This is a genomic window from Lacrimispora xylanisolvens (genome assembly GCF_002934545.1).
Classification (GTDB): domain Bacteria; phylum Bacillota; class Clostridia; order Lachnospirales; family Lachnospiraceae; genus Lacrimispora; species Lacrimispora xylanisolvens.
On the sequence record NZ_PTJA01000008.1, the window covers coordinates 134,619 to 160,642 of the forward strand.

The 26,024-nt window shown below is 43.9% G+C and carries 20 protein-coding genes; 2 read left to right on the forward strand and 18 right to left on the reverse strand.

From position 1 onward, the window contains the following. Nucleotides 1–27: 27 nt before the first annotated feature. From BXY41_RS15725 to BXY41_RS15770, 10 genes are all read right to left on the reverse strand, one after another. Nucleotides 28–369: a P-II family nitrogen regulator gene (locus BXY41_RS15725; protein ID WP_104437808.1), complete on the reverse strand. Its 342-nt coding sequence runs from the start codon at nucleotides 367–369 to the stop codon at nucleotides 28–30. Between the two features lie 17 nt (nucleotides 370–386). Further along, nucleotides 387–1,622 carry an ammonium transporter gene (locus tag BXY41_RS15730; protein ID WP_104437809.1) on the reverse strand — a complete coding sequence of 412 codons (1,236 nt, stop codon included), beginning with the start codon at nucleotides 1,620–1,622 and terminating at the stop codon, nucleotides 387–389. 186 nt (nucleotides 1,623–1,808) lie between these two features. Next, on the reverse strand, nucleotides 1,809–3,338 hold the full coding sequence (locus tag BXY41_RS15735; protein ID WP_104437810.1) for a bifunctional metallophosphatase/5'-nucleotidase: 1,530 nt from the start codon (nucleotides 3,336–3,338) through the stop codon (nucleotides 1,809–1,811). Between the two features lie 4 nt (nucleotides 3,339–3,342). Next, nucleotides 3,343–4,152, reverse strand: coding sequence for a phosphonate ABC transporter, permease protein PhnE (gene phnE, locus BXY41_RS15740; RefSeq protein WP_104437811.1), 810 nt, complete (start codon nucleotides 4,150–4,152; stop codon nucleotides 3,343–3,345). 13 nt (nucleotides 4,153–4,165) lie between these two features. After that, nucleotides 4,166–4,987 (reverse strand): phosphonate ABC transporter, permease protein PhnE, encoded by an 822-nt coding sequence (phnE, locus tag BXY41_RS15745; RefSeq protein ID WP_104437812.1) that lies wholly within the window; start codon nucleotides 4,985–4,987, stop codon nucleotides 4,166–4,168. Then, complete coding sequence (gene phnC, locus BXY41_RS15750; protein WP_104437813.1) at nucleotides 4,984–5,742, reverse strand: phosphonate ABC transporter ATP-binding protein; 759 nt, start codon at nucleotides 5,740–5,742, stop codon at nucleotides 4,984–4,986. Before phnC ends, phnE (BXY41_RS15745) begins: the two co-directional genes overlap by 4 nt. Before the next feature lie 81 nt (nucleotides 5,743–5,823). Beyond that, nucleotides 5,824–6,939 (reverse strand): phosphate/phosphite/phosphonate ABC transporter substrate-binding protein, encoded by a 1,116-nt coding sequence (locus tag BXY41_RS15755; RefSeq protein ID WP_104437814.1) that lies wholly within the window; start codon nucleotides 6,937–6,939, stop codon nucleotides 5,824–5,826. A 52-nt stretch (nucleotides 6,940–6,991) separates the two neighbouring features. After that, nucleotides 6,992–7,966 (reverse strand): LacI family DNA-binding transcriptional regulator, encoded by a 975-nt coding sequence (locus BXY41_RS15760; RefSeq protein WP_104437815.1) that lies wholly within the window; start codon nucleotides 7,964–7,966, stop codon nucleotides 6,992–6,994. A 164-nt stretch (nucleotides 7,967–8,130) separates the two neighbouring features. Next, nucleotides 8,131–10,338, reverse strand: a complete 2,208-nt coding sequence (locus BXY41_RS15765) for a DNA topoisomerase III (protein WP_104437816.1) — start codon at nucleotides 10,336–10,338, stop codon at nucleotides 8,131–8,133. Nucleotides 10,339–10,633: 295 nt separating this feature from the next. Then, a complete protein-coding gene (locus tag BXY41_RS15770) occupies nucleotides 10,634–11,434 on the reverse strand; it encodes an alpha/beta hydrolase (RefSeq protein WP_104437817.1) in 801 nt (266 codons plus the stop codon). Nucleotides 11,435–11,702: 268 nt separating this feature from the next. Here BXY41_RS15770 and BXY41_RS15775 point away from each other — a divergent pair, with 268 nt between their 5' ends. Together BXY41_RS15775 and BXY41_RS15780 are read left to right on the forward strand one after the other, a co-directional pair. Continuing rightward, complete coding sequence (locus BXY41_RS15775) at nucleotides 11,703–14,204, forward strand: glycoside hydrolase family 31 protein (protein ID WP_104437818.1); 2,502 nt, start codon at nucleotides 11,703–11,705, stop codon at nucleotides 14,202–14,204. Nucleotides 14,205–14,479: 275 nt separating this feature from the next. Then, the gene (locus BXY41_RS15780; protein WP_104437819.1) at nucleotides 14,480–15,310 is read left to right on the forward strand and encodes a helix-turn-helix domain-containing protein; all 831 of its coding nucleotides are present in this window, start codon (nucleotides 14,480–14,482) and stop codon (nucleotides 15,308–15,310) included. Between the two features lie 9 nt (nucleotides 15,311–15,319). On the opposite strand, the gene BXY41_RS15785 is transcribed toward BXY41_RS15780, so the two are convergent. From BXY41_RS15785 to BXY41_RS15820, 8 genes are all read right to left on the reverse strand, one after another. Beyond that, a complete protein-coding gene (locus BXY41_RS15785; RefSeq protein WP_242980218.1) occupies nucleotides 15,320–16,315 on the reverse strand; it encodes an alpha/beta hydrolase in 996 nt (331 codons plus the stop codon). A gap of 13 nt (nucleotides 16,316–16,328) precedes the next feature. Beyond that, nucleotides 16,329–17,717 (reverse strand): MATE family efflux transporter, encoded by a 1,389-nt coding sequence (locus BXY41_RS15790; RefSeq protein WP_104437821.1) that lies wholly within the window; start codon nucleotides 17,715–17,717, stop codon nucleotides 16,329–16,331. Between the two features lie 183 nt (nucleotides 17,718–17,900). Next, nucleotides 17,901–18,917, reverse strand: coding sequence for an ABC transporter permease subunit (locus tag BXY41_RS15795; RefSeq protein ID WP_104437822.1), 1,017 nt, complete (start codon nucleotides 18,915–18,917; stop codon nucleotides 17,901–17,903). After that, nucleotides 18,918–19,973 carry an ABC transporter permease gene (locus BXY41_RS15800; protein WP_104437823.1) on the reverse strand — a complete coding sequence of 352 codons (1,056 nt, stop codon included), beginning with the start codon at nucleotides 19,971–19,973 and terminating at the stop codon, nucleotides 18,918–18,920. After that, nucleotides 19,966–21,486 (reverse strand): sugar ABC transporter ATP-binding protein, encoded by a 1,521-nt coding sequence (locus tag BXY41_RS15805; protein ID WP_104437824.1) that lies wholly within the window; start codon nucleotides 21,484–21,486, stop codon nucleotides 19,966–19,968. The genes BXY41_RS15800 and BXY41_RS15805 overlap by 8 nt, the downstream gene beginning before the upstream one ends. A gap of 150 nt (nucleotides 21,487–21,636) precedes the next feature. Then, on the reverse strand, nucleotides 21,637–22,719 hold the full coding sequence (locus BXY41_RS15810; protein WP_104437825.1) for an ABC transporter substrate-binding protein: 1,083 nt from the start codon (nucleotides 22,717–22,719) through the stop codon (nucleotides 21,637–21,639). Nucleotides 22,720–22,887: 168 nt separating this feature from the next. Beyond that, on the reverse strand, nucleotides 22,888–24,330 hold the full coding sequence (locus BXY41_RS15815) for a sensor histidine kinase (RefSeq protein ID WP_104437826.1): 1,443 nt from the start codon (nucleotides 24,328–24,330) through the stop codon (nucleotides 22,888–22,890). After that, on the reverse strand, nucleotides 24,314–25,939 hold the full coding sequence (locus BXY41_RS15820) for a response regulator transcription factor (RefSeq protein WP_104437827.1): 1,626 nt from the start codon (nucleotides 25,937–25,939) through the stop codon (nucleotides 24,314–24,316). Before BXY41_RS15820 ends, BXY41_RS15815 begins: the two co-directional genes overlap by 17 nt. Nucleotides 25,940–26,024 lie beyond the last annotated feature (85 nt).

A 26,024-nucleotide genomic window follows, 5' to 3' on the forward strand; every position in this document is an offset into this window, starting at 1 on the left:
TCCAGCTTTACTGCCTTATAAAATCAACTATTTAATTGCGTCATCTCCCCGCTCACCAGTGCGGATTCTGATGGCATCCTGTATATCCGATATAAAAATCTTGCCGTCACCATACTCTCCGGTATAAGCACGTCTGGTAATTGCTGATATCACAGCCTCTGACTGGTCATCGGTCACAAATAATTCTATTTTTATTTTAGTAAGGAAATTATAATCCACCTCTGCTCCACGTACAAACTCCGTCCAGCCCTTCTGGTTTCCGCAGCCCATCACCTGCATAATACTGAGCCCGTTTAATTTCAATTCGTCCATAATTTCCTTGATATCTTCCAGTTTTTCCGGACGGATAAATGCTTCAATTTTCTTCACGTTATAATCCCCCTTCCTTAATCCATACCATTAAATGCAGGATAAGCAGTCTCCCCATGCTCTGAGGTATCAAGTCCTGTCATTTCGGCTCTTCCTGAAACTTTTATTCCTTTGGTAATGGCAGACGCAATTCCTGCAGCAATCAGAGTACCTGCCACTGCAATCAGGATCGTAATTACAATTGCACCAGTCTGGCGAAGGAATAACTGAATTTCACCGTAAATCAGTCCATTGTATGGCAACGCTGGATTTATGCCTTTGTCTGCAAAGATGCCGGTTGCAATTCCTCCCCAGATCCCGCCAATTCCATGACAGCCAAATACATCAAGAGCATCATCATACTGAAATCTTGGTTTCACCCTGGTAATGAAGAAATAACAGATGGGGCTTACCAGAGCTCCGATTATGACTGATGCCCAGATTGGAACGAAACCAGCTCCTGGTGTGATTGCCACAAGGCCAATTACTAATCCTGTTGACGTTCCCACCAGAGTAGGCTTGCCATTTTTTATTACCTCAATCAGTACCCAGGAAAGCATGGCAGAAGCTGCCGCTGTATTTGTTGTCATAAAAGCATGAGCCGCCAGCTCATTGGCTCCCAGAGCGCTTCCTGCGTTGAAACCAAACCAGCCGAACCACAAAAGGGCGGCTCCCAGAAACACAAAGGGAACATTGTGGGGATGATAAGGTGCTTTACCGAGATTCTTACGTTTTCCAAGTATGATAGACAGAACCAGTGCGCTCACACCAGAACTGATGTGTACCACGTCACCTCCGGCAAAGTCCACAGAGCCCATTTGAAAGAGCAGTCCGCCTCCCCACACCATATGGGCCAGGGGATAATAAATGAGAAGAGACCAAAGTACCATAAAAATTACCAGAGAGGAAAACTTCATGCGCTCTGCAACCGCACCTGTGATCAGTGCCGGAGCGATAACTGCAAACATCATTTGAAAAATAGCAAATATTAGTGTATTGGGGTAAGGAAGTGTCACATCGGTTAAGGTATCGAAACGAAGTCCGAACCAGTTAAGATTCCCAATGACGCCTCCAACATCTCCGCTAAAGGACAGGGAAAAACCAACCAGAACCCACATAATGGATCCGATTCCCATCATAATAGCAGAAGACATGATCATGTTTACAACACTTTTCCGTTTAACCATACCCCCATAAAAAAATGCAAGTCCCGGGGTCATAAGAAGTACAAGAGCGGAGCTGATCAGCATCCAAGAAATATCTCCATGATCCATAAAAACACCTCTTCCGTTAATTTTGAGCAAAAAAATTAAGCCATAATCGTGTGCGTCTCTGCACTGATTATGGCTTCTTTGCCTTAAAGTTAATTATATAAATTACAATGCTAGACTAATACATGATTTTAGTTTTGTCAAGTAAATTATTAAAGTTAGATTGGTATTTTTATGAAATCTCTATTTTCATAACCTGGAGTTATACAAAGCCAGACCGCCACATCGCCTTATCTCCGTATGAGGGTGATTCTTTAAATACTCCAGCGCAAGTTGGGGAACATCTGTGCCAAATCGCTCTAACACGGGGCACTGTTTGTAAACCTCATAACCTCCTGTTCCGCTTGCACGGTAATCGCTCATACACAGCTTCAGCTTCCGGTTCCCAATTGGTTCACCATGAAAAAGAATCCTTACCACTCTGTCTCCTACTGGTCTTTCCAGATCAATCTCATAAGTAATCCCGGCAAAATAGTCATAGTTATAATGCTCTACCTTAGGTTTTAGGAATACTTCTGATATCTCAACCATTCCATGATTCAAAGTGAAGTATTCTCCACAGCGTTCCAGCGCCTGCTTTAATACTTCCTGGGTAACCTCCAGTACCACCAGAGTGTTGGAGAAAGGATAAACTCTTACAAGATCCCGCATGGTAACTTGTGCTGGAAGAGCAATGGGATTATTGCCCAATCCGATGCAGGAAATATCAGCTTTGGTATACTCCATCTGTATCTGATTAAAAAAGTCTGCCACCTGACTTCCATTAAGCGCCATATCAAGCTTCTCTTTTTCAGGTATGGCTTCCTTTAAGCTTCCGATTTCAAGATCCAGCCAGTTTTGAACCTGTCCCTCCAACGGAAGCAATGATTCATAAGGTTCCCTGTTGTGGCAGGCTCCTGCTGGCAATATGGAGGAAGTAACTGTGCAGGCTCCATCTTCGTATTCCAGTTCAATGCAGGCATACTGAACAGCATTGGCAGTCAGCTGCAGTGTGTGGGTTCCAAAGCAGTCTCTGCCCTTAACTGTCATATGCTGGTGAGCCGTTAGCAATAAATCGTAATCAAGCTCTTTTAAAATCCGGTATCCGATATTTTCATTGCCAGATGTCAGCAATGCTCCGGTCTCTAAGTCACATTCATAACCGCCATGATAGATGCAGACCGTAATGTCTGATTCCTTTTTCAGATGTTCCAGTTCGTTCTTTGCTGCAGCAAATGCATCCGTAATCTGGATTTGCTCCAGGTGTTTTGGGTTTTCCCATACATTTACGTAATCTGTAACAATACCGGTAACTCCCAGACGAAGCCCGTTCTTCAAATTAAAGATATAACTGGAGGTAATTCCTGTGTGCCCTTTTAAGTCATTAGCATTGGCACAAAGGCAGACCGCATTTAGTTTTTTCATATAGCCCGCCAGCCGGTCATAACCAAAGTTAAAATCGTGATTTCCAGGTACGACTGCGTCATAGAAAGCCGCATTGTACACCTGCGCCAATGGTTCACTTTCTAATATTTCTCCCGCCTGCTCTGTGATAAAAGCCGCCATGGGGGAGCCTGATATGGTATCTCCCCCATCAAAAATCAGTGCATTCCCATCCTTTTCAAAATTGGAAATACAGTTTAATAGTCCCATGGGGCGTTCCGTCTTATCCCCATAACTGGTGGGAAACAGATAGCCATGAACATCCGAAGTATAATAAATTTTTGCATTTCTTTTCAATCAGTTACCCCCTTGCCAGCTTCACCCTGATTCTGGTGGAAATATATTCCACGATCAGAACCAGAAGGATGAGCCCTACCAGAATAGCACCTGCCTCATTCCACCGGTAGGCATTCATGGCAAAGATTAATGGAGCTCCAATACCTCCTGCTCCAACCAGACCAAGAACTGTGGCATCTCTTAAGTTAATATCAAACCGGTATATCACCGTTGAAGCAAAGTTTGGAATCAGCTGAGGCAAAATTCCATACCGGATCTTCTGAAACGTGTTGCAGCCGCATGCATCCAACGATTCCAGAATTCTGGTATCCAGATCCTCTATGGCCTCTATGTACATCTTGGAAACCATTCCGATGGAACAGACCGACATGGTGAGAAGGCCTGTAAACGCTCCCGGCCCGCTGACCCGGATAAACATCAGTCCATATACAAAAGCAGGAATGGTCCGCACCGCCATAATCACCAGACGTGTCACATAAGCAATGGGAGCGGGCATTAAATTAGATGCGGATAAAAAAGACAGGGGGATTGCCAGAAACGCTCCCACAATCGTGCCTAAAAATGCGATGCAGACAGTCTCCAAAAGCAGATAAGGCACTCCCTGAAGGGTTAAATTAAACAAAAGCTTCCTGTCCGGATGAAAGATACCGCTTAAAATATTTCCAGCAATCTGTACTCCGGAAAGACCGGTTTTGGATACATCCACTGCCGATCCGGACCAGATAAGGAGTGCGAGAACAATGGCAGATACTGTAATCTGATACACGGTGTTTCTGGGACGTTCTTCATAAGCCTTTTCAATCTGTTTATTCATAGTTTGTCGCCTCCTATACCAGTTTCCGGCGGCAGTAACGGCTCACCGTTTCTATGAAAAATACAGTAACAAACAGCATAATGAGTATCATACCTACACTGGGATACTCTCTCCAGCCCAGCTTCTCATTTAAAATCAAACCCAGACCGCCTGCCCCTACATAACCCAGAATGGCAGCATAACGTACATTTCCCTCAAAGCAGAATAACCCGTTTGATATATAGGATGGGAGTACCTGGGGAATAATGGCGCGGACAAATGCCCGGACCTTGGTAGCTCCAATGGCTTCCATTGCTTCAAATGCGCCCATATCAGCTGTCTCAATTTCTTCGTAAAGAATCTTTCCCATATAAGCAAATGTGAACACGGCAATGGCAGTGGTTCCTGCCAGTGTACCCAGTCCAAAAACGTAGGTAGCAATCAACGCAGTAACCAGAGTCGGGAGCGTTCTCACAATACTTAAAAACAGCCTCATAATACCAACTGCTGCGTTGTTTTTAACAATATTCGTGGAAGCTGCCATGGCAAAGGGGATCACAGTGACAGCACCAATTACGGTTCCAAGAAGTGACATCTTTAAGGTATCAAATAACGGTTTCCAGACCTGGGTGCTGTAGCCCCATTCGGGAGGAGCCATCATTCCAAGAATGACGAAAAACTGGCTGCCCCGCTCCTTTAAAACTCCTAAATCAAATCCTGTAATCTTAACGGATAGTGCAGTGAAAAGTACCAGAATCAGTGCAATAAGAGGGAGTCTGGATGCTGGCTTTAAGACTGTTTTTCCGTTTGAAAGAACCATTTTTTTCGGCGGAAATATCTTGTCATAAACGCTCATCCCACTGCCTCCTCTTCTGTTTTACCTTCATAGATTTCATCAAGAATTTCCTGGGTAACTTCGGAAGCCGGGCCATCATAGACAATCCTGCCTGCCCGGATTCCAACCACACGGCCTGCATATTGCAGTGCCAGGTCCACATGATGAATGTTTAAGAGAATGGTGATGTTCATCTCCTTGTTGATCCTTAGAAAATCACCCATAACCTGCTTTGCCGTAACCGGATCCAGAGAAGCAACCGGCTCATCGGCCAGAATAATCTGAGGGTTCTGAGCCAGAGTTCTTGCAAGAGCAACTCGCTGCTGCTGTCCTCCGGAAAGCTGGTCTGCCCGGACAAATGCCTTGTCTAAGATTCCCACTTTATCAAGTGCCTCTAACGCTTCCAGCTTATCCTTTTTGGGAAAGATTCCAAAGAGAGCCTTAAAAAACGGAAGATCCGGTACCTTTGACATGAGAACGTTGTTAATTACCCGGGTTCTGGTCACCAGATTGAAGGACTGGAAGATCATACCAATTCTGCGGCGGAAACGGCGCAGCGCCTTTCCCCTTAATTCCATAACATTGACTCCGTCTACAGTAAGAGTCCCTTCTGTTATGTCATGCATTCGGTTAATGGTTCTTAAAAGTGTTGATTTACCAGCGCCGGATAAACCGATTATGGCCACAAATTCTCCCTGCTCAATCTTTAAATTAACGTCTTTTAAAGCCTGAAAGCCGTTGGAATAGGTTTTACCCACCTGATTAAATTCAATCATACATACCCTCATTTCCCAGAAAAAAACGGAGGCGCGCCTTTTCTTCCGATCACGTCGCCTCCGCAGCCTGTTTTATATTATTTATTTGGCATTTAATTCCTTGATCATCTTCTGTGCTGCACGTTCATCATCGTAATCGGAGCTCTTAGCCGCCTGATAACCCTTGTGGCTGTAGATAGCAATCACTTTCTTGCCTTCATCCGTATTTCCGATGTTGATCATAGCAGTCTGGACTGCTTTCTTAAAACTGTCATCCATGATCTTGGAAGTCTTGCTTACACTGACTGTATCATTGAAGATTGGAGGGGTTACACCAATGACATTGGTCTCTTCCCAGATGGAACCGGTTCTGCCATACTCTGATTTCCATTTTTCCTCATAATCCCTGCGTGCATCTGCGTATGTACATAAAACGTCTACCTGACCAGAAGCCAGTCTGGCAAATGCGCTTCCATAAGAATCAGACTGAACTGCATGGGAAAGATTTAAAATATTTTTCTCAAAGTTCTTCTGAAGCCATAAAGATGGGTAAATATATCCTGCTGACGAGGAAGAGGACATTACGCTCCAGTTTACACCGTCTAAATCTTCAAAGGTCAGTGCTTGTCCGCCATTAATCTTTTCTGCCAGAGCTTTTCCCTTTTCAGAAGGTCCTGCAATGATCAGAGCCCGGTAAGAAGTTGCCTGATTTGTGGCTGCCTCAGTTGCCTTGCCGTCATTCCAATCCTTTGCACTATCGGAATTCTTGCTCAGACCATCTCTGGTTGCAGTCAGAAGTACTTCTGCTCCATCATCATAAAGGACGTAAGTTCCTCCTGGAATAAAACCGATGTCTGCAGTACCTGCAGAAAGTGCTTCGCCCACTGCTTCATAGCTGGTTCCAACCGTAATTACCACTTCGCCGATATCATAGCCCTCTTTGCCCAGTTCTGTCTTTAACAGACCCTTTAAAGGCTCTGTAGCGGTGACGATTTCCTGTGGCTCTCTGGAAGGTACAAAATAAACATTCAGCTTATCAATCTTCTTATTCTCTGCCTTTGTCTCCGCCGCGGTTGTTGCTCCTGCTGCAGAAGAAGTGCTTTCTGTCCCTGCTGCGGTTGTCTCTGCCGGTGCTGCGGTCTTACCTGCACCAGAACATCCGCCAATCATTGATGCACAGAGTGCTGCTGCCATTAATACAGAAACTGATTTTTTCATACTGCTCTCCTTTTCGTGTGATTCATCGGTTTTTTCTTGGGATCATGAGGCATTACGCGCTGTCTCCCACCTCCAGCTTGGTGGGAAGATAAATTGTCATATTGTCTTTCCGGCCTTCTGTAATCTGTTCCAGCAAAAGCTTGATGGCAGTCTGCCATACAATATCAGGAAACATACGGACTTTGGTATAGGTGGGCCATTTGGACTCAATGGTCTCAATATCCTTGTAGATCACCACCGCAATATCCTTTGGCACACGAAGTCCTGCATCCTGAAATGCTTCCAATGCTCCTTCTGCAACTTCTTCACTTCCTAAAAGAACCGCTTCGGGAAGATGACCCGATAAAATGGCTTTCTTTGCCAGCTCATAGCCGCTTTCCCGGCTGATTTCGCCTATGTAGAAATTCTCTTCCGCATAATATCCGCTCTCCATAAAGGAATCCCGGATTCCTTCCAGTCTCCGGTAACCGATCTTTACCTGTCCTTCTTCATAAAGACCGCCTATAAAGCCGACAGAACGGTACTTTTTCCGCACCATAAGATAATCCAGCATCTCACAGATTCCCTTTGTAAAATCCATAACAATGCTGTCATACTCATAATTCTTGGGATCCGAGTTAATAAATACAATGTTATAACTCTGCATTCTTAAAAACTCCATCTCATCCTGGGAAAAAACACCGAAAGCCATAATCCCGTCATACTGACCCGGCTGATTCTTATCGAGACGGCAGAATTTCACTTCCTGCTTTCCAGACATGGACTTTACAATTAAGTCCAGGGAGGATAGCCTGATATTGGTTCTGTCCATACGGATAATGTGCCAGTCAGCCACTCCTATGACAATTTCCTTCTTTTTCTGCGCGTGACGCATTCTGGGTGGGACATATTTTAATTCGTGGGCAATTTTAAATATCCTCTTTTTTACCTCCGGGCTCACCGCAATGGTATCATCCTGGTTCAACACCCGGGACACTGCAGCGGCTGAAACACCCGCAAGCTTTGAAATCTCTTTAATCGTAGCCATAATCTATATCCTCACCTTTCAAATTCATTATAATAACAGTCCATGCCACCGTCAATCTAAATAGTAAATTTTTACTAAACTTTTACCAAAGTATATCAAAAACTTTGCATAATTAGAAATACCGGAAAGAAATTAAAGTTTCCTTCCGGCATCCAGGTACCCTGTCAGTCTTTTTCTCCTCCTAAATTCAGCTTTGCAAACGCATCTGCAAACGGAGAATTGATGGGCTCAGCGGCCTCATTTTTCTGCTTATTTAAATATTTTGCCACATCTTTCTTGGAGACTCCGGCCCCCTCTTTGGTCCGGCGTTCTTTAAAGGCAGTCAGCTTTTCTTTATAACCGCATCTGCAGACAAAGATCTGTCCGTCCCCTTTTCCTTTCAGTTCCAGCTTTTTATGGCAGACCGGACATCTGGCATTGCTGGTTCTTGAAACCACTTCCCGGTGTCCGCATTCCCGGTCCTGACAGACTAACATCTCACTGTTTTTTCCTTTGACAGAAAGCATCCGCTTTCCGCAAACGGGACATTTGGTATTGGTCAGATTATCATGACGAAAATTTCCTTCTCCGGTTTTGATCATCTGAATTAATTCTTCTGAGTACAGTCTGATGTCCTTCATAAAAGAGCCGCGCTTTAATTTTCCGGCTGCGATAGAAGACAGTTTCATCTCCCAGTCAGCAGTCAGCTCCGGTTTTTTTAAATCCTCCGGAACCAGAGTCAGAAGCTGCTTTGCCTTTGATGTCAGGTAAATGTCTTTTCCTTTTTTCTCGAGAAGAAAGCTGGAAAATAGTTTTTCTATAATATCCGCTCTGGTTGCCACAGTTCCCAGACCTCCGGTTTCTCCCAGGGTCTTTGCCATATCCCGGTCCTTTGTCTCCAGATAGGAGACAGGGTTTTCCATGGCTGAAAGGAGGGTTGCCTCATTAAATGGAGCCGGCGGCTTTGTCTTTCCTTCCGTCTGCAGCAGCGTAAAGCCTTTTACCGGATCGCCCTTTTTCACAGAAGGAAGAGTCTGTTCTTTTACTTCCGCTTCTTCATCCTCGTCTTCGTCCGGAGATTCATAGACTTCTTTCCATCCGGCTGCCTTTACCGTTTTCCCTCTGGCAACCAGGCTTTCTCCCCCTATCAGAACCTCAAGTTCAGTCTGTTCATATTCAAACGGGGGATATAAAACTGCCAGAAATCTTCTGACTACCAGGTCATAGACCCTTCTCTCATCAATGGTCATATGATCCAGCTGGACAAACTGTTCTGTGGGAATGATTGCATGATGATCGGAAACTTTTTTATCATCTACGAAATAGGGCTTTGCTTCAATCTTCACATTATGCAGTTTCCCTGCAAGCTTTCTGTAAGGACCCACACCGCAGGCTTCCAGCCTCTCTTTGATTGAAGGCACAATATCAGAGCTTAAATACCGGGAGTCTGTTCTTGGGTAGGTCAGCACTTTATGATTCTCGTACAGCCTCTGCATAATATTCAGGGTTTCTTTCGCTGAATAATTAAACTTCCGGTTTGCCTCTCTTTGAAGCTCCGTCAAGTCATACAGCTGGGGCGCAAAGCTCTTTTTCGGAGTACTTTTTACCTCGGTAATTACCCCATCCTTCCCGTTATCCATCTGCTTAACCAGTCCTTCTAAACGTTCCCGGTCAAAAGAACGGTAACTTTTGGACTTTTCATCCCGCCAGATAAATGTCAATGCCGGCTGGGAAGCCTTTGCTGTTATACCATAATAGGACTTTGGCACAAAATTTTTAATCTCTTCTTCTCTCCTTGCAATCATTGCCAGGGTAGGAGTCTGAACACGTCCGCAGCTTAACTGGGCATTGTATTTGCAGGTCAGCGCTCTGGTTGCATTGATTCCCACCAGCCAGTCCGCTTCTGCACGGCACATGGCTGCATCGTAGAGATTATCGTATTCATGTCCGTTCTTTAAACGGGCAAAGCCTTCTTTAATGGCTTTATCAGTAACAGAAGAGATCCAGAGCCGTTTGATTGGCTTTTTGTTTCCTGCTTTTTCCAGAATCAGGCGGGCTACCAGTTCCCCTTCCCGTCCTGCATCGGTTGCAATAATGATTTCTCCCACATCACTTCTGTGAATCTGCTTTTTCACCACACTGTACTGCTTTCCGGTCTGTTTGATTACCTCAAGCCGGAACTGATCCGGCATCATGGGAAGATCTTCCATCTTCCATTCCTTATATTTTGGATCGTAATCCTCCGGATCTGCCAGGGTGACTAAATGGCCTAACCCCCAGGTAATTACATAAGCGTTCCCTTCCAGAACACCTCCCTGATTCTTTGTACAGTGAAGCACCCGGGCAATATCCCGGGCGACGGACGGTTTCTCTGCTATAATTAAAGATTTCATTCTATTCCTCCAATGGCATTTCTATCTTTATTATAGCTCATAGGAAGAATTATGACAACTGGCGGCATGCTTCAAAGACATTTACGGAATTACACCAAAAAAGCCGTACTGTCATGCGGTAACAGGTACGGCTTTTTCGTAGGAGTCATGATCCCTCACGGGTCAAATGAAGGATGCAATCAGAGGGTTAGTCTGATGTTAGAATATTCACACGTAGTTAGGATTAACTAACTGTCATAATAATATCACAAGGTTTTTGAAAAAACAAGCCCCCTTTTTAGGAAAGAATTCTCAACTAAACCGGTATCATCCATTGCAGGACATTCTTGATGTACTGATCCCAGAAATCCCAGTTATGATTGCCCGGTCCTTCCTCATAAATAACATGGGCCCCCTTTTCTTCCATTGTTTTCTTTACTTCTTTATTCATTTCATAAAGGAAATCTTCCGTTCCGCATGCCTGATAAAGCTCCGGTACGATTCCTTCTTTTACGCATCGATCATACAGTACCATCAGATCTGCACTGCTTCCAGCAATCTCATCCGGATTTTCAAAAATATTTTTCCATGGGAACGGACCATCAATGGAACCATTTTTAATTTGCTCAAAGGTTTTTACAATATTAAGCGCACCAGACATACTGGCAGCCTTGGCATACTGCTCCGGTTTTGACAATCCCAAAAACCAAGCTCCATAGCCTCCCATGGACAGTCCTGCTACAAAGGTATCCTCCCGTCTTTTGGAAACCGGAAAAATACTTTTAATAAATCCAGGAAGTTCTTCTGAAAAGAAGGTGAAGTAACGGTTTCCATGATACATATCCTGATAAAAGCTATTTTCCGCTGAAGCCATCACTACCACACAGCAATGCTTCTGAGCATAACGCTCGATGTTGGAAAAACGCATCCAGGAGCTGTAATCTCCAAACGCTCCATGAAGCAGATATAAGACTGGCAGACCTTTTTCATAAGGAAATGCTTTCTTTGCTGATTCACTGGTGATCTGCTCATTTCCCTCTGGTGTTGGTACAAATACGTTGACGTCCACGGTATGTCCCAAAGAATAACTATAATAATGACAATTCATACTGGCCATGGTCGAATCCTCCTTTTTTCCTTCATTATATTCGTCTTTGCTTTTCAGTACTAGACAAAAATTGCACTTTTTTGATATATCCTATACCTATTTTGCTCTTTTATTCCCAGGTTTACGTCTGTATCCGGCATATTTCCCTCTGAAAGAGTGCAAGATATGTATAGTTTTGACTGACAGTCTGCAATTTTAGTCTAGTATTTAATTGGCGTTTTCTTTATGATTATATCACAAACCTGTTTTAGAATTACAGTAAAGGAGTATATGCCTTATGAAGCTATGTACAAACGTGAATGAAGTAAAGGAGATGGAAGGTTATTTTAAAATTATCACCAATTCCATCGAAATCCGGGTACAGTTTTTAACCGAAACCATTTTAAGAATCCGAGCCGGATTTGACGGTGATTTTGCGGAAGAATCCTACAGTCTGGTTATGACTGCATGGGAGGACCGCATGGACGGGCTTTTAAAAGGACAGAGAAAGCGGGTTGTACCAGCCACTGCAAGTCTCAGTCAGACCGAGGGACAGGCCATTTTAACCGGGTCCCAGTTAAAGGTTGTTATAGAAAAAGATCCATTCCGTATCTGTGTTTATGATAAAGAAGGTACCTGCCTTCATTCTGATATTGTAGACCTTGGATATTTAGAGGACAGCAATCATCGCCGGATTCACACCAGCGAAATTTCACCCCAGGACTGCTTCTATGGATTCGGAGAAAAGAGCGGGCAGTGGAATAAAGCCCAGAAGTTCCTATCCATGAGCCCCAAGGATGCCATGGGTTATAACCCAAAGGAAACAGATTCCCTGTATAAGCACATTCCGTTTTACATCAAATTAAACCGCAGTTCCAAAAAAGCAGTGGGATATTTCTATCATAATACTTATGAATGCGATTTTGATATGGGCAGAGAAAAGAGTAATTACTGGAAACCTCACAGCCGGTATCGTACTGACGGCGGTGATATCGATTTATTCCTCATTTCCGGTCCTTCTATTCGTGAAGTTGTTTCCCGGTATACCGATCTTACCGGAAAATCCGCCATGCTTCCCCGGTATGCGCTTGGATATCTTGGCTCGTCCATGTATTATCCCGAGCTGGAAGCTGACTGTGATGACGCAATCACAGAGTTTATTGACACAACCAAAGAAGAGGATATCCCGGTGGATGGTTTCCAGCTTTCCTCCGGTTACACCTCTCAGGACACCCAGCAGGGTGTAAAACGCTGTGTATTTACCTGGAATGAAAAACGCTTTAAGAACCCCAGAGACTTCTTTGCACAGATGAAAAAAAGAGGAATTACCGTATCTCCAAACGTAAAACCCGGAATTCTTCTTTCCCACCCCAATCTGGAACAGATGAAAGCAAAAGATATCTTTGTAAAAGACAGTCAGAGCGACGAGCCCGGTATCGGTACCTGGTGGGGCGGCAAAGGAGTTTTTGCTGATTTCACCAAACCTGTAACCCGCAGCGTATGGAAAGAAATGTTAAAGGAAAATGTTCTGGAAATGGGAACCTGCTCGGTGTGGAACGATAACTGTGAATATGACAGTATGGTGGACAAAGACTGCCGCTGTGATTTTGAAGGCAAGGGCGGCACTATCGGTCAGTTAAAATCCGTAATGTCCAACATCATGTGCCAGATCACCGATGAGGCCATTCATGAAACCTTTGACAACACCAGACCATTCATTGTATGCCGGTCCGGACACAGCGGAATCCAGCGCTACGCTCAGACCTGGGCTGGCGATAACTTAACCTGCTGGGATTCACTAAAATATAACATTGCAACCATACTGGGCATGAGTTTAAGCGGCGTGGCAAATCAGGGCTGTGACATTGGCGGTTTTTACGGTACCTCTCCGGAGGCAGAGCTGATGGTCCGATGGATTCAAAACGGCATTTTCCAGCCAAGATTTTCCGTACACTCCGTAAATACAGATAATACGGTAACAGAACCCTGGATGTACGGAAATCACACCGGATATATCCGGGATGCCATCAAATTCCGCTACAGACTGATCCCTTACCTGTACTCTCTTATGGAACGTGCCCACGAAACCGGATTACCCATTATGGAACCGATGTGCAGCGCATTCCAGAATGACCCTGCCTGCTATGAAGAGGGCATTGATTTTATGATCGGAGATTCTCTGCTGGTAGCAAATATTGTGGAAAAAGGTGCTCTTACAAGAAGCGTCTATCTGCCCGAGGGGGAGACGTTCTATGATTTCTATACCAGAGAACGATTCGAGGGCGGACAAACCATTGAGTTCCCGGTAACAATGGCAAGTATTCCACTCTTTGTACGGGAAGGTGCAATCATTCCTATGGCAGCCAACCAGATGAATAACTTAACTACCGAATCGGTTACCGGTATCCATCTGCTTCTTGCTGCTGGCAAAGACAATTCCTTTACACTCTACGAGGATGACGGCACTACATTAAATTATCAGAACGGAGATTATTTAAAGACCCAACTTATTATGACTTCTGGTGAACAAACCGTTTTGGAATTTAAGCAGGAGGGCAGCTATCAGACTACGGTTGAAAGCATTTATTTAGATGTAATCCGCAGAGACAAGGCTCCATTCTGGATTACATTAGACGGTGAAGAACTCCCCCATTTCCTGTATCGGAAAAAATTTGAAGCAGCAGACTGCGGCTGGTATTACAGCCAGACATTAAAGTCCGTTCAGATTAAATATCCGAATCCTAAAAAAGACTGCAGACTTGTGATTTCATTCCAGCAGTTTGATATGATCGGAATGTAATAAAACCAAAAAGCCCGTCCCTGTCATGCGGTTACAGGGGCGGGTTTTTTGTAGGAGTCATGATCCCTCACGGGTCAATGAAGGATAATCTCAGAGGGTTAGTCTGATGTATAGAATATTCACATGTAGTTAGTTATTGCTAACTAAGTTCATGATATCACAGGAGCTAAGAAAAAGCAAGAACATTTACTGAGAGCATTTCTCATTAATCCTATATTGATATCCGGTCATTAAAACGTTATAATGAAGCCAGTTATACCCATGGAGGTACGATCTTGATTGATACAGCAAGTTTTATTATGGCAGGAGGCCAGATGATCGCCAGTGAGCGGATTCAGGGCGTGAACGATAATATGGCCAAATCCCATTATCACGAATATTTCGAAATATATTATCTGGAATATGGAAAACGATATCATATGGTGGACGATAATATTTATTCCTTAAACTCAGGGGAATTTATTATCTTTCCCCCCTACTCCATGCACCATTCCTATGGAGATAATGATGTTCCCTTTAAACGGGTTCTGGTCTATTTTTCCCCAGAAACAGTCATTGTGCCGGAAGTTCTCCACACTCTCAGCCAGTCAGCCGGAGTATACCGGTTTGATACAAAAGCCAGCCAGTCCGTTCACCTTCTGTTAAACGATATTTTAAAAGAACAGGGCGATGGGGAAGGGTTTCATTCTGATGCCATGAAGATGCTGCTCAATCTCCTATTAATTAAAATTGCCAGAAGAGCGGATGAAAAAGCAGCCCCGGAAAACCGGAGCCGCATTACGGAAATTCTTCACTACCTTCACAGCCATTCTTCGGAAAACATCACCCTGGAGGATCTGGCCTCCCGCTTTTATTTAAGCCCTTATTACTTATGCCGGGAGTTTAAGCGCTACACAAACAGCACCATAATCCAGTATATCAATCACATCCGCATCATCCATGCTCAAAGGCTTTTTATGGAGACAAACAGGACAATCACAGATATCAGCAAAGAGGTGGGATTTTCCAATGTAACCCATTTTAACCGTGTATTTAAGTCCATAATCGGCATGTCACCTTCTAAAAACAGAAAGCAGTATGCTGATCAGAAAAAAACAGGGCAATAAGGAGAGTCCTTAACGTACCTCTTCCCAGAAACTGACGGCGTCTGCCAGCCAGCCATCAAGTTCCGTCCCGTTTCCAAGACCGAAGCTGTGTCCGCCATGCTCCATAAACCGCACTCTGTGAGGGACCTTAAAGCACTTTAGCTGTTCTTCCATTAAGTAGCTGGCTTCAATATTAACCACTGGGTCATCCTTGCTGTGAACCAGATAGCAGGGAGGATAACTCTGATCCATAAGGTATTCCACACTGTACTCCGCCAGCCCTTCTTTTGTAAAATTCTCCCCTCCGATCCGTTCTAAATACTTCACGGCTGCTGCCCGCTCAGAATCAGAAGCCCGCTCCATATCTTTTAAAAACTGAACCGTTGAGATACTGGGATAGCCGAGAAACAGGGCACCAGGCTTATGAATGTCATAGGCCCCATATCCCTTCTCTTTTGTACCCCATACAGCTGCCAGATGGCCTCCTGCGGAAAATCCCGCCACTGCATAGCCTTCCATTCTGATTTGAAACTTGTCCCGATTGGCATCAAGAAATTTAAGAGCCGCCGCTGTATCCTCCACAGGTTTGGGAAGAAGGTTCTTCTGACCTGTCCGGTAAATTAAGATAAATGCAGAATACCCCATTCGATTTAACTGCTGGGCAATGGGATAGCCTTCAACCAGTACCCATTCCCTTGCATACCCCCCGCCGGGACACACAAGCACAAAGGGCTTATCCGGGTCTCCGGGCATATGAATCAGTTTGACCTGTTCCTTATCCGGTTCTTTTTCCCATTCCTCTTTTGGATAAACATCGTAGATTACCTGGCTGTTTTCATCCATTACCTCATAAATCCGCTTTATCGCAGGCAGTAGCCCACAACGCTCATTTCCATAATCACCAATTCTGCGCTTCCATACATCCTCTGTCATATGGGTGAAAAAATAATCAGAAAACTGGGAAAGCTCTTTTTTTGTGCAAAGTTCTTCTATGGTTGTATCAACGGAAACCGACTCAAACATCATACCTTCTCCTCTCTTATGCCTCATGATCCAGAACGATATTCTGAATCCATACCCCTTTCTTTACCAGAACAAAACCGATGATACATTTAATAATATCTACCATCTGGCACATAAAATAAAGCGGAACAATGGGGATCTGGGTGTATCGGCTCAACAGATACGCTACCGGTATACTAGCCACCCACATAAATACACTGTCAAAGAAAAAGGTTACAACCGTTTTTCCTCCAGAACGCAGTGTAAAATAAGATACATTCATAAATGCATTCATTGGCATAATAAACGCCAGAATCCGGATAAACTGAACTGCCAAGTGTTTCACTTCATCGGTTGTATTATAAATCATCGGGAACAGAGGTGCTACAATTGCCAGGATTGTACCCATTACAGCGCAGGATGCAACGGAGAATACGATGAGTTTGGTATCTGTCTCTCTTGCTTCCTCCATCTTTCCGGCACCCAGGAGCTGACCTACAATAATGGAAACAGACACTCCAAGAGCCAGATAAACCACATTAAACACATTGCCAATGGTGTTGGAAATATTTAATCCCGCCACAGCAGTCAGTCCTCTGACAGAGTAGCATTGCATTAACATTGCCACTCCGCTTGCCCACAAAGCTTCGTTTACAATCAAAGGTGTACCCTTCACAAAGATTTTGCCGACCAGGCCCGCTGGTATATGCATGCTCTTATATGCACCCTCGATAAATGGAAAACGTTCTTTATGCTTATGGGTCCAGACTATTACGATTGCTGTCTCAATATACCGTGCCAAAACTGTAGCAATTCCTGCGCCCACCACTCCAAGAACGGGTGCGCCGAATTTACCAAAGATAAGAATATAGTTAAAAACCAGATTAACCAGCACTGCAACAATTCCTGCCTTCATGGGAATCACAGTTTCCCCGCATTCACGAAGAGTACTGGTATATGCCTGCTCAATGGCAAAGGGCAAGAGCCCCACCATCATAACAAGCATGTATTTGCGGCCATTGGTAAGAGCAATTGTAAGATCTCCGCCGCTTTCTTCTCCATGAAGGTACATGTAAATTAAGTTATCTCCGAAAAAATAGAATATGACGGCTGCCGCAGCTGCCAGGAACAGACAGCATAAAAATTTAAACCGGAAGGTATGTCTTACTCCGTCATGCTTTCCACAGCCATAAAACTGGGCTCCAAAGATACCCGCACCTGAGACGATACCGAACACACTGACATTAAAAACAAATATCAGCTGGTTTACAATCGCAACTCCCGACATCTCCCCGGTACCCACCATTCCCACCATGATGTTATCAAGCAGACTGACAAAATTAGTAATTCCGTTCTGGATCATAATGGGGATCGCAATGGCCAGTACCATCTTATAAAACGCTTTGTTTCCTATAAATTTTTTCATACTTTTTTCCAGTAAAAGCGTACTTTTTCTGTATTACCTCCGTTTTTGCCAGATTGATTTTCTGTTTATAAAAAAACAGTCTTACTCGATTATAATCAATCAAAGAACCAAACGCAAGTACAATACAGAAAGAAAAAAGAAGCCGTGGGAATCATAAACTCCTCCGGCTTCCAATCAATCTGTTTAATGTTTTTCCTTTGCCTTTGCAAACAGGCTCTGAAGAATAATAAAGAATGCAAGCAGTGCTGCAATTGTTATCTTGGTCCACCAGGAAGATAGCGTACCCTGGAATGTAATAAAGGTTTCAATTGTTCCTTTAATTAAAACTCCAAACAGGCTGCCGAACACGTTGCCTACCCCTCCGGTAAGCAGGGTTCCTCCAATTACTGCCGAGGCGATGGCCTCCATTTCAAAGCCCTTTGCCTGTTCAACAAAGCCTGCGCAGGTATTTAATGCGAATAAGAATCCGCCCAGCGAGCATAAAAAACCATTAATCACATATACAAGCAGCTTGGTCCGTCTGACATTTAATCCCATCATCAGGGCTGACTGTTCATTTCCGCCTACCGCATAAATAGTTCTTCCAAACTTGGTAAACTTTAAAAGAACAAATATGCCGATCAGAACGATCAGTGCAATGATTACACTGGGATAAATAAATGAATAATTCACCACACCTTTTTTGTTTACGGTACCGCCTAAAAAGGTTAAATTAATTTTGCTCTTTGCCCATTTTAAAAACATTTCATTTTTAATGCTGATCATTTCCTGGCTGATAATGGCGGTCATACCTCTTGCAAAGAACATTCCCGCCAGTGTGACAATAAAGGGCTGAAGCTTTAAATATGCGATTAAAAAACCCTGTACCAGACCAAACACAATCCCCATAATCAGAACGATTACAAGAGCAGGAACAGCTCCCATTCCCTTAATTTCCATCATCCATGCAAGCATCATGCAGGTCAGGGCTACAACGGAACCAACCGAAATATCAATGCCACCGGTTATCATAACCATTGTCATACCCGCTGCAATTACGATCAGGCCGGCATTAGATATAAACAGGTTCAAAAATACCTGAGGCTTTGCAAACCCTTTGCTTTTGAATATAATCAGACCGGCTGCATACATCACCAAAAAGAGAACGATGGTGATAATCAGTAAAAAAACCTTTCCATCAATTTTTTCCCTCTTCTTCATTTATGCCACCTTCTTTCCTGACTTAACGTTCATCTGCAGTTTACTCACCATACGCTTTAACTCAGTTGACTGTAACGCTACAATTACAACAACTACAACCGCTTTATATACCGGAATCTGGTCTGGTGAAACACCCATGGCATAAAGAGTGGTGCTCAGCGCCTGAATGGTGTAAGCTCCGATGACGCTTCCTAACAGTGAAAATTTTCCGCCTGCAAGGCTGTTTCCTCCAAGTGCCACTGCAAGAATGGCATCTAATTCCAGATTCAGTCCAATGTTGTTGGCATCGGCAGAATAGATTCTGGAAGAGGCCACAAGCCCGGATATACCGGCGCAGAGACCGCAGAAAACATAAGAAAGGAAAATAATCATAGCAGACTTAATTCCCATCAGCTTGGAAGCCTTCGCATTAATTCCCACAGTCTGAATATAAAGTCCCAATGTGGTCTTCTTTAACAGAACATAGGTGAGAAGCACCACAATCAGAGCCACAAACACGGGAGTGGGAATGGGGATGCCTGGAATGCTTGATCCCAGCATCTTATAGGATTCCACACGGATATAGGTGATCTGACCTTTTGTAATCAGCTGTGCAATTCCCCGTCCGGCGGTAAATAAAATCAAAGTTGCCACCATGGGCTGGATCTTAAGCTTTGCTACAAGGAAACCATTAAAGCAGCCGCATAAAATTCCTGCAAGAATAGCTGCCAGTACCCCCAGAATATAAGGATTCACAAACTCATTTACAGACTGCTGCCCTCCTGAAAGAATGAAGCAGCACACCGCTCCCGCCACTGACATGACAGCGCCCACTGAGATATCAGTACCACCTGAGGCAGCAACTACCAAAGTCATTCCAACAGCCAGAATAACCAGATCGCTGGCACGATTAATTACGTCAATAATATATCCATAGAGAACGCCGTTTTTAATCGTTACCTCAAAGAAGCTGGGAGTCTTAATCAAATTGGAAAACAGAACAAGCACCAGACAGAAGAGGGGCAGAAACAAGCGGTATCCTGTCAGTCTTTTCATAAATGCCTTTCCCTTATTCATCTGTTCCACCTCCTGCAATCGCCTTCATGATATGGTTCTGATCAAGTTCATCCTCCATAAGCTCAGAAACCTTCTCCCGGTCTCTTAATACTGCCATCCGGCTGCAGGTACGGATCATCTCCTCAATTTCAGAGGAGATAAACATAACAGTAACACCCTCTTTTGCCAGCTGGACCACCAGTTTCTGAATCTCAGTCTTAGTACCAACATCAATTCCTCTGGTCGGTTCATCAAGAATCAGAAAATCAGGATCTGTGAGAAGCCACCTTCCCAGAATTACCTTCTGCTGGTTTCCTCCGCTTAAACTTCTTACGGGAGTATCCAAACTTGCGGTCTTAATCTGAAGCAGCTTCACATACTTGTTAGCCAGTTCCTCCTGTTCTTTGCTTCCAATTGGATGGAACATGCCTCTCTTAGCCTGAAGAGCCAGAATTAAATTCTCCCTTACCGATAAATCAGCAACAATTCCTTCCTCTTTCCGATTCTCCGGCAGATATGCCATACCAGCCATCATGGCGTCCAGGGGAGTATGGAGAACCACGGTTTTTCCATTGACCTTCAGCTCTCCGCTATCCGGTTTATCAGCCCCGTACAGACTTCTTGCAAGTTCTGAACGGCCCGAACCAAGAAGTCCGGTCAGCCCGATTACTTCGCCCTTATAAATCTGCAAATCATAGGGTTTTATGGTTCCCTGCCTGCCGATTCCTTTGGCATCAATGACTGCCTCACTGGATTTTCCAGCAGTTTTTCCTTCTTTTTTAATGGCTTCCAGATCGTCGAAATCCTTACCCATCATCTTGGCCACCAGCTGTACTCTGGGAAGCTTTTCTACTTCATATTCACCTACCAGACCGCCGTTTCTAAGTACGGTTATCTTATCGCAGACTTCATAAACCTGCTCGAGAAAATGAGTAACAAAGATGATTCCCACTCCGTCTGCTTTCAGACGCTTCATTAACCGGAACAGCTTTTCTACCTCATTGTCATCTAAGGAGGAGGTAGGTTCATCAAGAATCAGAACTTTTGCTGACATATCCACAGCTCTTGCTATGGCTATCATCTGCTGCAGTGCAATGGAGTAATTCTCCAGTGCCTTTGTTACATCAATGTTCATATCAAGTTTGGAAAGAAGCTCAGCCGCTTTCCGGTTCATGGTCTTCCAGTCGATGAGACCTGCCCTCTTTGGTTCCCTTCCGATAAACAGGTTCTCAGCCACCGATAAATTGGGACAGAGATTTACTTCCTGATATACGGTACTGATTCCATGCTCCTGGGCTTCCTGGGGAGAATGGTTAATAATCATCTGACTTTCGCCTTCAATTTTTATCTCACCTGATTCAAATTCTTCTACCCCGGTCAAAACCTTTATGAGCGTTGACTTACCTGCTCCGTTTTCTCCCATAAGAGCATGGATCTCCCCGCTTCTTAAGGTAAAATCCACATGGTCTAAGGCACGTACCCCGGGAAATGTCTTCGATATGTTTTTCATGCTAAGTACTATCTCATTGGGCATAAGATCCCTCCTTTTTCTCCACTTTTTCTGCTTTTCACTGCATGTCAGGAGATTAAAAAAGGTGCCTGGAGGAGGACTGACCCCGTCCTCCATTCCCTGCACCTGTTTCTCTGGCTATCATTCTGCTTTCAGCGCCTTAGTCCCAACCAATTAATACTGTCTCTTTGGTTTTTCAGCTGCTGCTGTATCTGCCGGGAATACGCCTTCCTTTACATATGCAATCTTATCAACTTTTTCGCCCTTCTCCAGCTTCTGAATGATCTCAGCTACACGAGGACCGTGAAGAGGATTACACTCTACGGAAACGTTCATATCTCCTGCGATCATGGAGTCAAATGCTGCAGAAACTGCATCAAAGGAAATGATGATGATATCGCCCTTCGGTCCGCAAGTCTTTCCTGCTGCCTTGATTGCATCAATCGCACCAAATGCCATGTTGTCGTTCTCAGCAATTACAACATTGATATCTTTATAGGTCTTTAAGAAGGATTCCATAACTTCCTGACCCTTTGCCTGTGTAAATTCACCAGTCTGACGCTCTAACATCTTCCACTTCGGATGATCTTTCATCTTCTCTTCCACGCCGTTGGTACGTCCAATCTGTGCGGAAGAACCGATGGTACCCTGAAGAGTAACGATATTGATGTCACTGTCTGCTTTATTATTCTTCTTTAAATAATCATCAAGCCATGCTACTGCATCATAACCTTCCTGAAGGAAGTTGGAACCAACCCATGCAGTATATAAGGAATCATCAGATACATTAATCATACGGTCAACGATGATAACCGGTATGCCTGCGTCCTTAGCTTCCTGTAAAACGGTATCCCAGCCAGTTTCTGTAACTGGTGCGATAACGATATAATCAACATCCTGCTGAATAAAGTTACGAACTGCCTTTAACTGATTTTCCTGTTTCTGCTGTGCATCATCAAAAATCAGCTTGTAACCGTTTGCTTCTGTAAACGTTGACTTCATGGATTCGGTATTGGCCGTTCTCCAGTCAGACTCTGCACCAACCTGAGAGAATCCCACTACGATCTCCTTTTTCTCAGCAGGTGCTGCTGTGGTAGTTGCTGCTTCCGTTTTTGCTGCTTCCGTTGTCTCTGCTTTTTTCTCTGTAGCAGCAGGTGCTGCTGTGGTTGCGGCTGTCTGAGATCCGCTGCAACCGGATAAAATCATGGCGGTTGTCATAACCGCAGCTGTCAGAAAGCTTAAAACTCTTTTCTTCATATCCGTTCCCTCCAATAAGAATAACTCACTATTAAGTAACTACCTGTATCATAGACCCATCCCCCTGATTTCTCAATACAATATCTTTTGCAAAGGGTTAAGTTTCTTACGCTATTTCCATGTATTCCAGAAATTAAGTTGATTTTTTTCGGATAAAAGTTGATTTTTTTATATATTTCCCCATCTTACTGCCGGAATCCTCACCGTAACAGCCGTTCCGACTCCGTACTCGCTTTCAATGGTAAGTCCATATGCCTCACCAAAATTCAGCCGGATCCGCTCTGCCACATTGGCAATTCCAAAGCCTTCCCCTACGTGAAAATCCGCTTTGCTGCCGCCGGCAATCTGATGCTCCATTTTTCTTACCTCATCCGGTTTCATTCCAATTCCGTTATCCTCTACCTTTAAAAGAATATCTTCATTCTCCTGCCAGCCGCTGATCCGTAAGAATCCTTTTTTCCTGCAATTCTTTATTCCATGGTAAAGTGCATTTTCCACAATGGGCTGCAGGGTAAGTTTTAATATGGAATAATCCCGGATCCGTTCTTCAAAATCAATCTCATAATCCATAATGTCCTCGTAGCGGAAATGCTGGATTAAAAGATAACTTTTTATATGCTCTGCTTCCTCTTTAATCGTAATAAAATCCCGTCCGTTGTTCAAACCGATTCTTAAAAAAGAAGACAGTGCAGTAATCATCTCCACCACCTCCTGATGCTGCTTTCCCTCGGCCAGCCAGACAATGGTATCTAACGTATTATAGAGAAAATGAGGATTGATCTGAGCCTGAAGCAGCTTCAGTTCTGTTTTTCTCTTTAACTCCTGTTCTTCCTTTATGTGCTGGATCAGTTCTCCAATCCGGATTACCATCTGGTCATACTGTTCCCCTAAAACCTTTAGCTCCCTGATATTGCTTTTTGGCGCGCTGACTTCCAGGTTCCCGTCTGCCAGCTTCATGGTATATTCACATAGTTCCTCAATGGGTTTTGTAATTCTTTTTCCAAAGGAAGAAAAAGAGGCAAGTAAAAAGACAATAAGATAAGAAGCAATCACAATGCAAAGAGCAATGACCTGCCTTGTCTGGGTGTCAAGCTTCTGGCGAACAGACTCCAGAGTCTTTGTCTCATTATAGATATAATCAGACATGGACTCCTGGATTAAATCAGTAATCGCATAGATATCCTGATCAAGACGTGCCATGTTCCGGTCATAATCCCCGATGATGTTGCTGGTCTGAATATCCTCAATTCGTTTTTCCAGCATTCCGATTAAAACTACAATCCCATCCAGCCCCTTTTTGCTGGTATCCTGGGGAGTGGTGTCTTTCAGCTCCAAAAAGATCTTTTTGGAATTTTCCAGATCCTCATACGGGTTTAAGGATTCAAAGGTGTCTGCTCCGATAACAATCCGGTACATCTTATAATCAATGTTGGATTTAAAATCAAAATTAAATTCTGTTGCCATTGTAAGGTTACGTATACTCTGACGATACTGTTGATTCTGCCATTCCATGGTATATAGCAATATCCCAATCATAATGATGACCGGGATAAATAAAATTGCCTGCATGTTTTTTATTTTCGCCTTTATTGAATCACTTTTGTACTTCATTTTCTCCCCCTGACCGAAACGCCTTCGGTGTGATTCCGTGAATCTTCTTAAACAGGTAACTGAAATAATGGGGATCCTTATATCCCACCTGATATCCGATTTCTGAAGTCCTTAAATCCGTTTTCAACAGTAATTCCCTGGCAGCATCCATGCGCACCTTTGTTAAGTACTCCACAAACGTAATTTCCATCTCCTGACTGAAGATGGTACTGAAATGATTGGGGCTGATATTGACTGCCGACGCCACAGCATTTAATGAAATATCTTCATCCTGATAGTGGGCTGCTATATAATCCACTGCCTTTTCAAGAACCAGACGGTACTTTTTCTGAGAACAGGTGGTTCGAAAACCAATTGCCTTAGCAAGGATCTCCCTGGTATACTTAACTGCAGATTCCATGGAGTTCACACAGGGCTGCATGGTCTTTGCATCTCCAAACTCCTTTAAAACCTGTTCCGGCTCAAAGCCTAGCTGAGACACAAACCCAATTACTGCCAGATACACATCCATCAGGATGTACTGCCTGAAAATCAGTGAATTAATGTTATTCCCGCAGGCTTCCATATATTCCTCAACGAAATACTTCACCTCAGGGACTGATCCGTTCTTTAAGAAGTTGGGAATAATGTCACGACTTAACTTGGTGATATCAATTCCCTCCAGGCTGATACTTCCCGTATCATTATGAATCCGCACTGCCGCCTCCGCCGTTAGAATCTGGTTGCGGTCCAGCATATAACGGCAGGCATAAGCCCTGCTTGCTGCTTTAAAGGAAGTGCGGATCTCACTGAGTCTGCACACCGGAGTCCCGATCCCTCCAAAATACTCCATCTCAGGAAATGATTCCGCCAGACGTATGAGAATCTCCGAATAATATGTTACCTTCCGTTCCATATCCGATTCTTCTCCCATAATCAGAAAGCCATACCCTTCTGAAAGCCGGTTAAATCCGATGATATCAGCTCTTCCTTCCAGTTCTTCCTTCAGTCTCTTATCAAACAGTACATTCTCATCCGAGTACTGATCCTGGCTCTCCGCTCCTTTTGCCTGAAACAAAATGAGATTGTACATAGGGGCAGATAAAGAAAGATTGTGCTCCTGACCTTTTCGAAGCAGCTCAGAAAGTCCCAGCTTCCCTGATACGATACTATCAAATAACCGGTCCCGGTCCATCTGCTTTCGTTCTTCCTGCTGCTTTAAAAATTCCTGCTTATATCCCTTCTCGCTTTTTTCCTGCATGATTGTCTCACTCATTCGTTCCAACGCTTCTAAAAGCTGACTGCTGCTCACCGGCTTTAAGAGATAATCCGCAGCTCCAATCTTAATCGCCCGTTTGGCGTACTCAAAATCATCGTATCCGCTGAAAAACATAATATGTATATCCGGTAAAGCCCGTTTCGCCATCTCCGCCAGTTCCAGTCCATCCATAAAAGGCATCCGGATATCCGTAAGCAGTATATCCGGCTTCGATTTTAATATCATGGGATAAGCCAACTCTCCATCCGGTGCTTCCCCGGCAAATTCAAACCCATATTTTTCCCAGGCAATTCCGTTTTTAATTCCTTCACGGACAATTTTTTCATCCTCTGCAAGAAATATCTTAACCATGTCTGATTCCCCCTGTCAGCCGCATTTCTATGATTCGATTATATAAAATCCTCTATGGAAATATAAGAGAATAATTTCCGCCGCT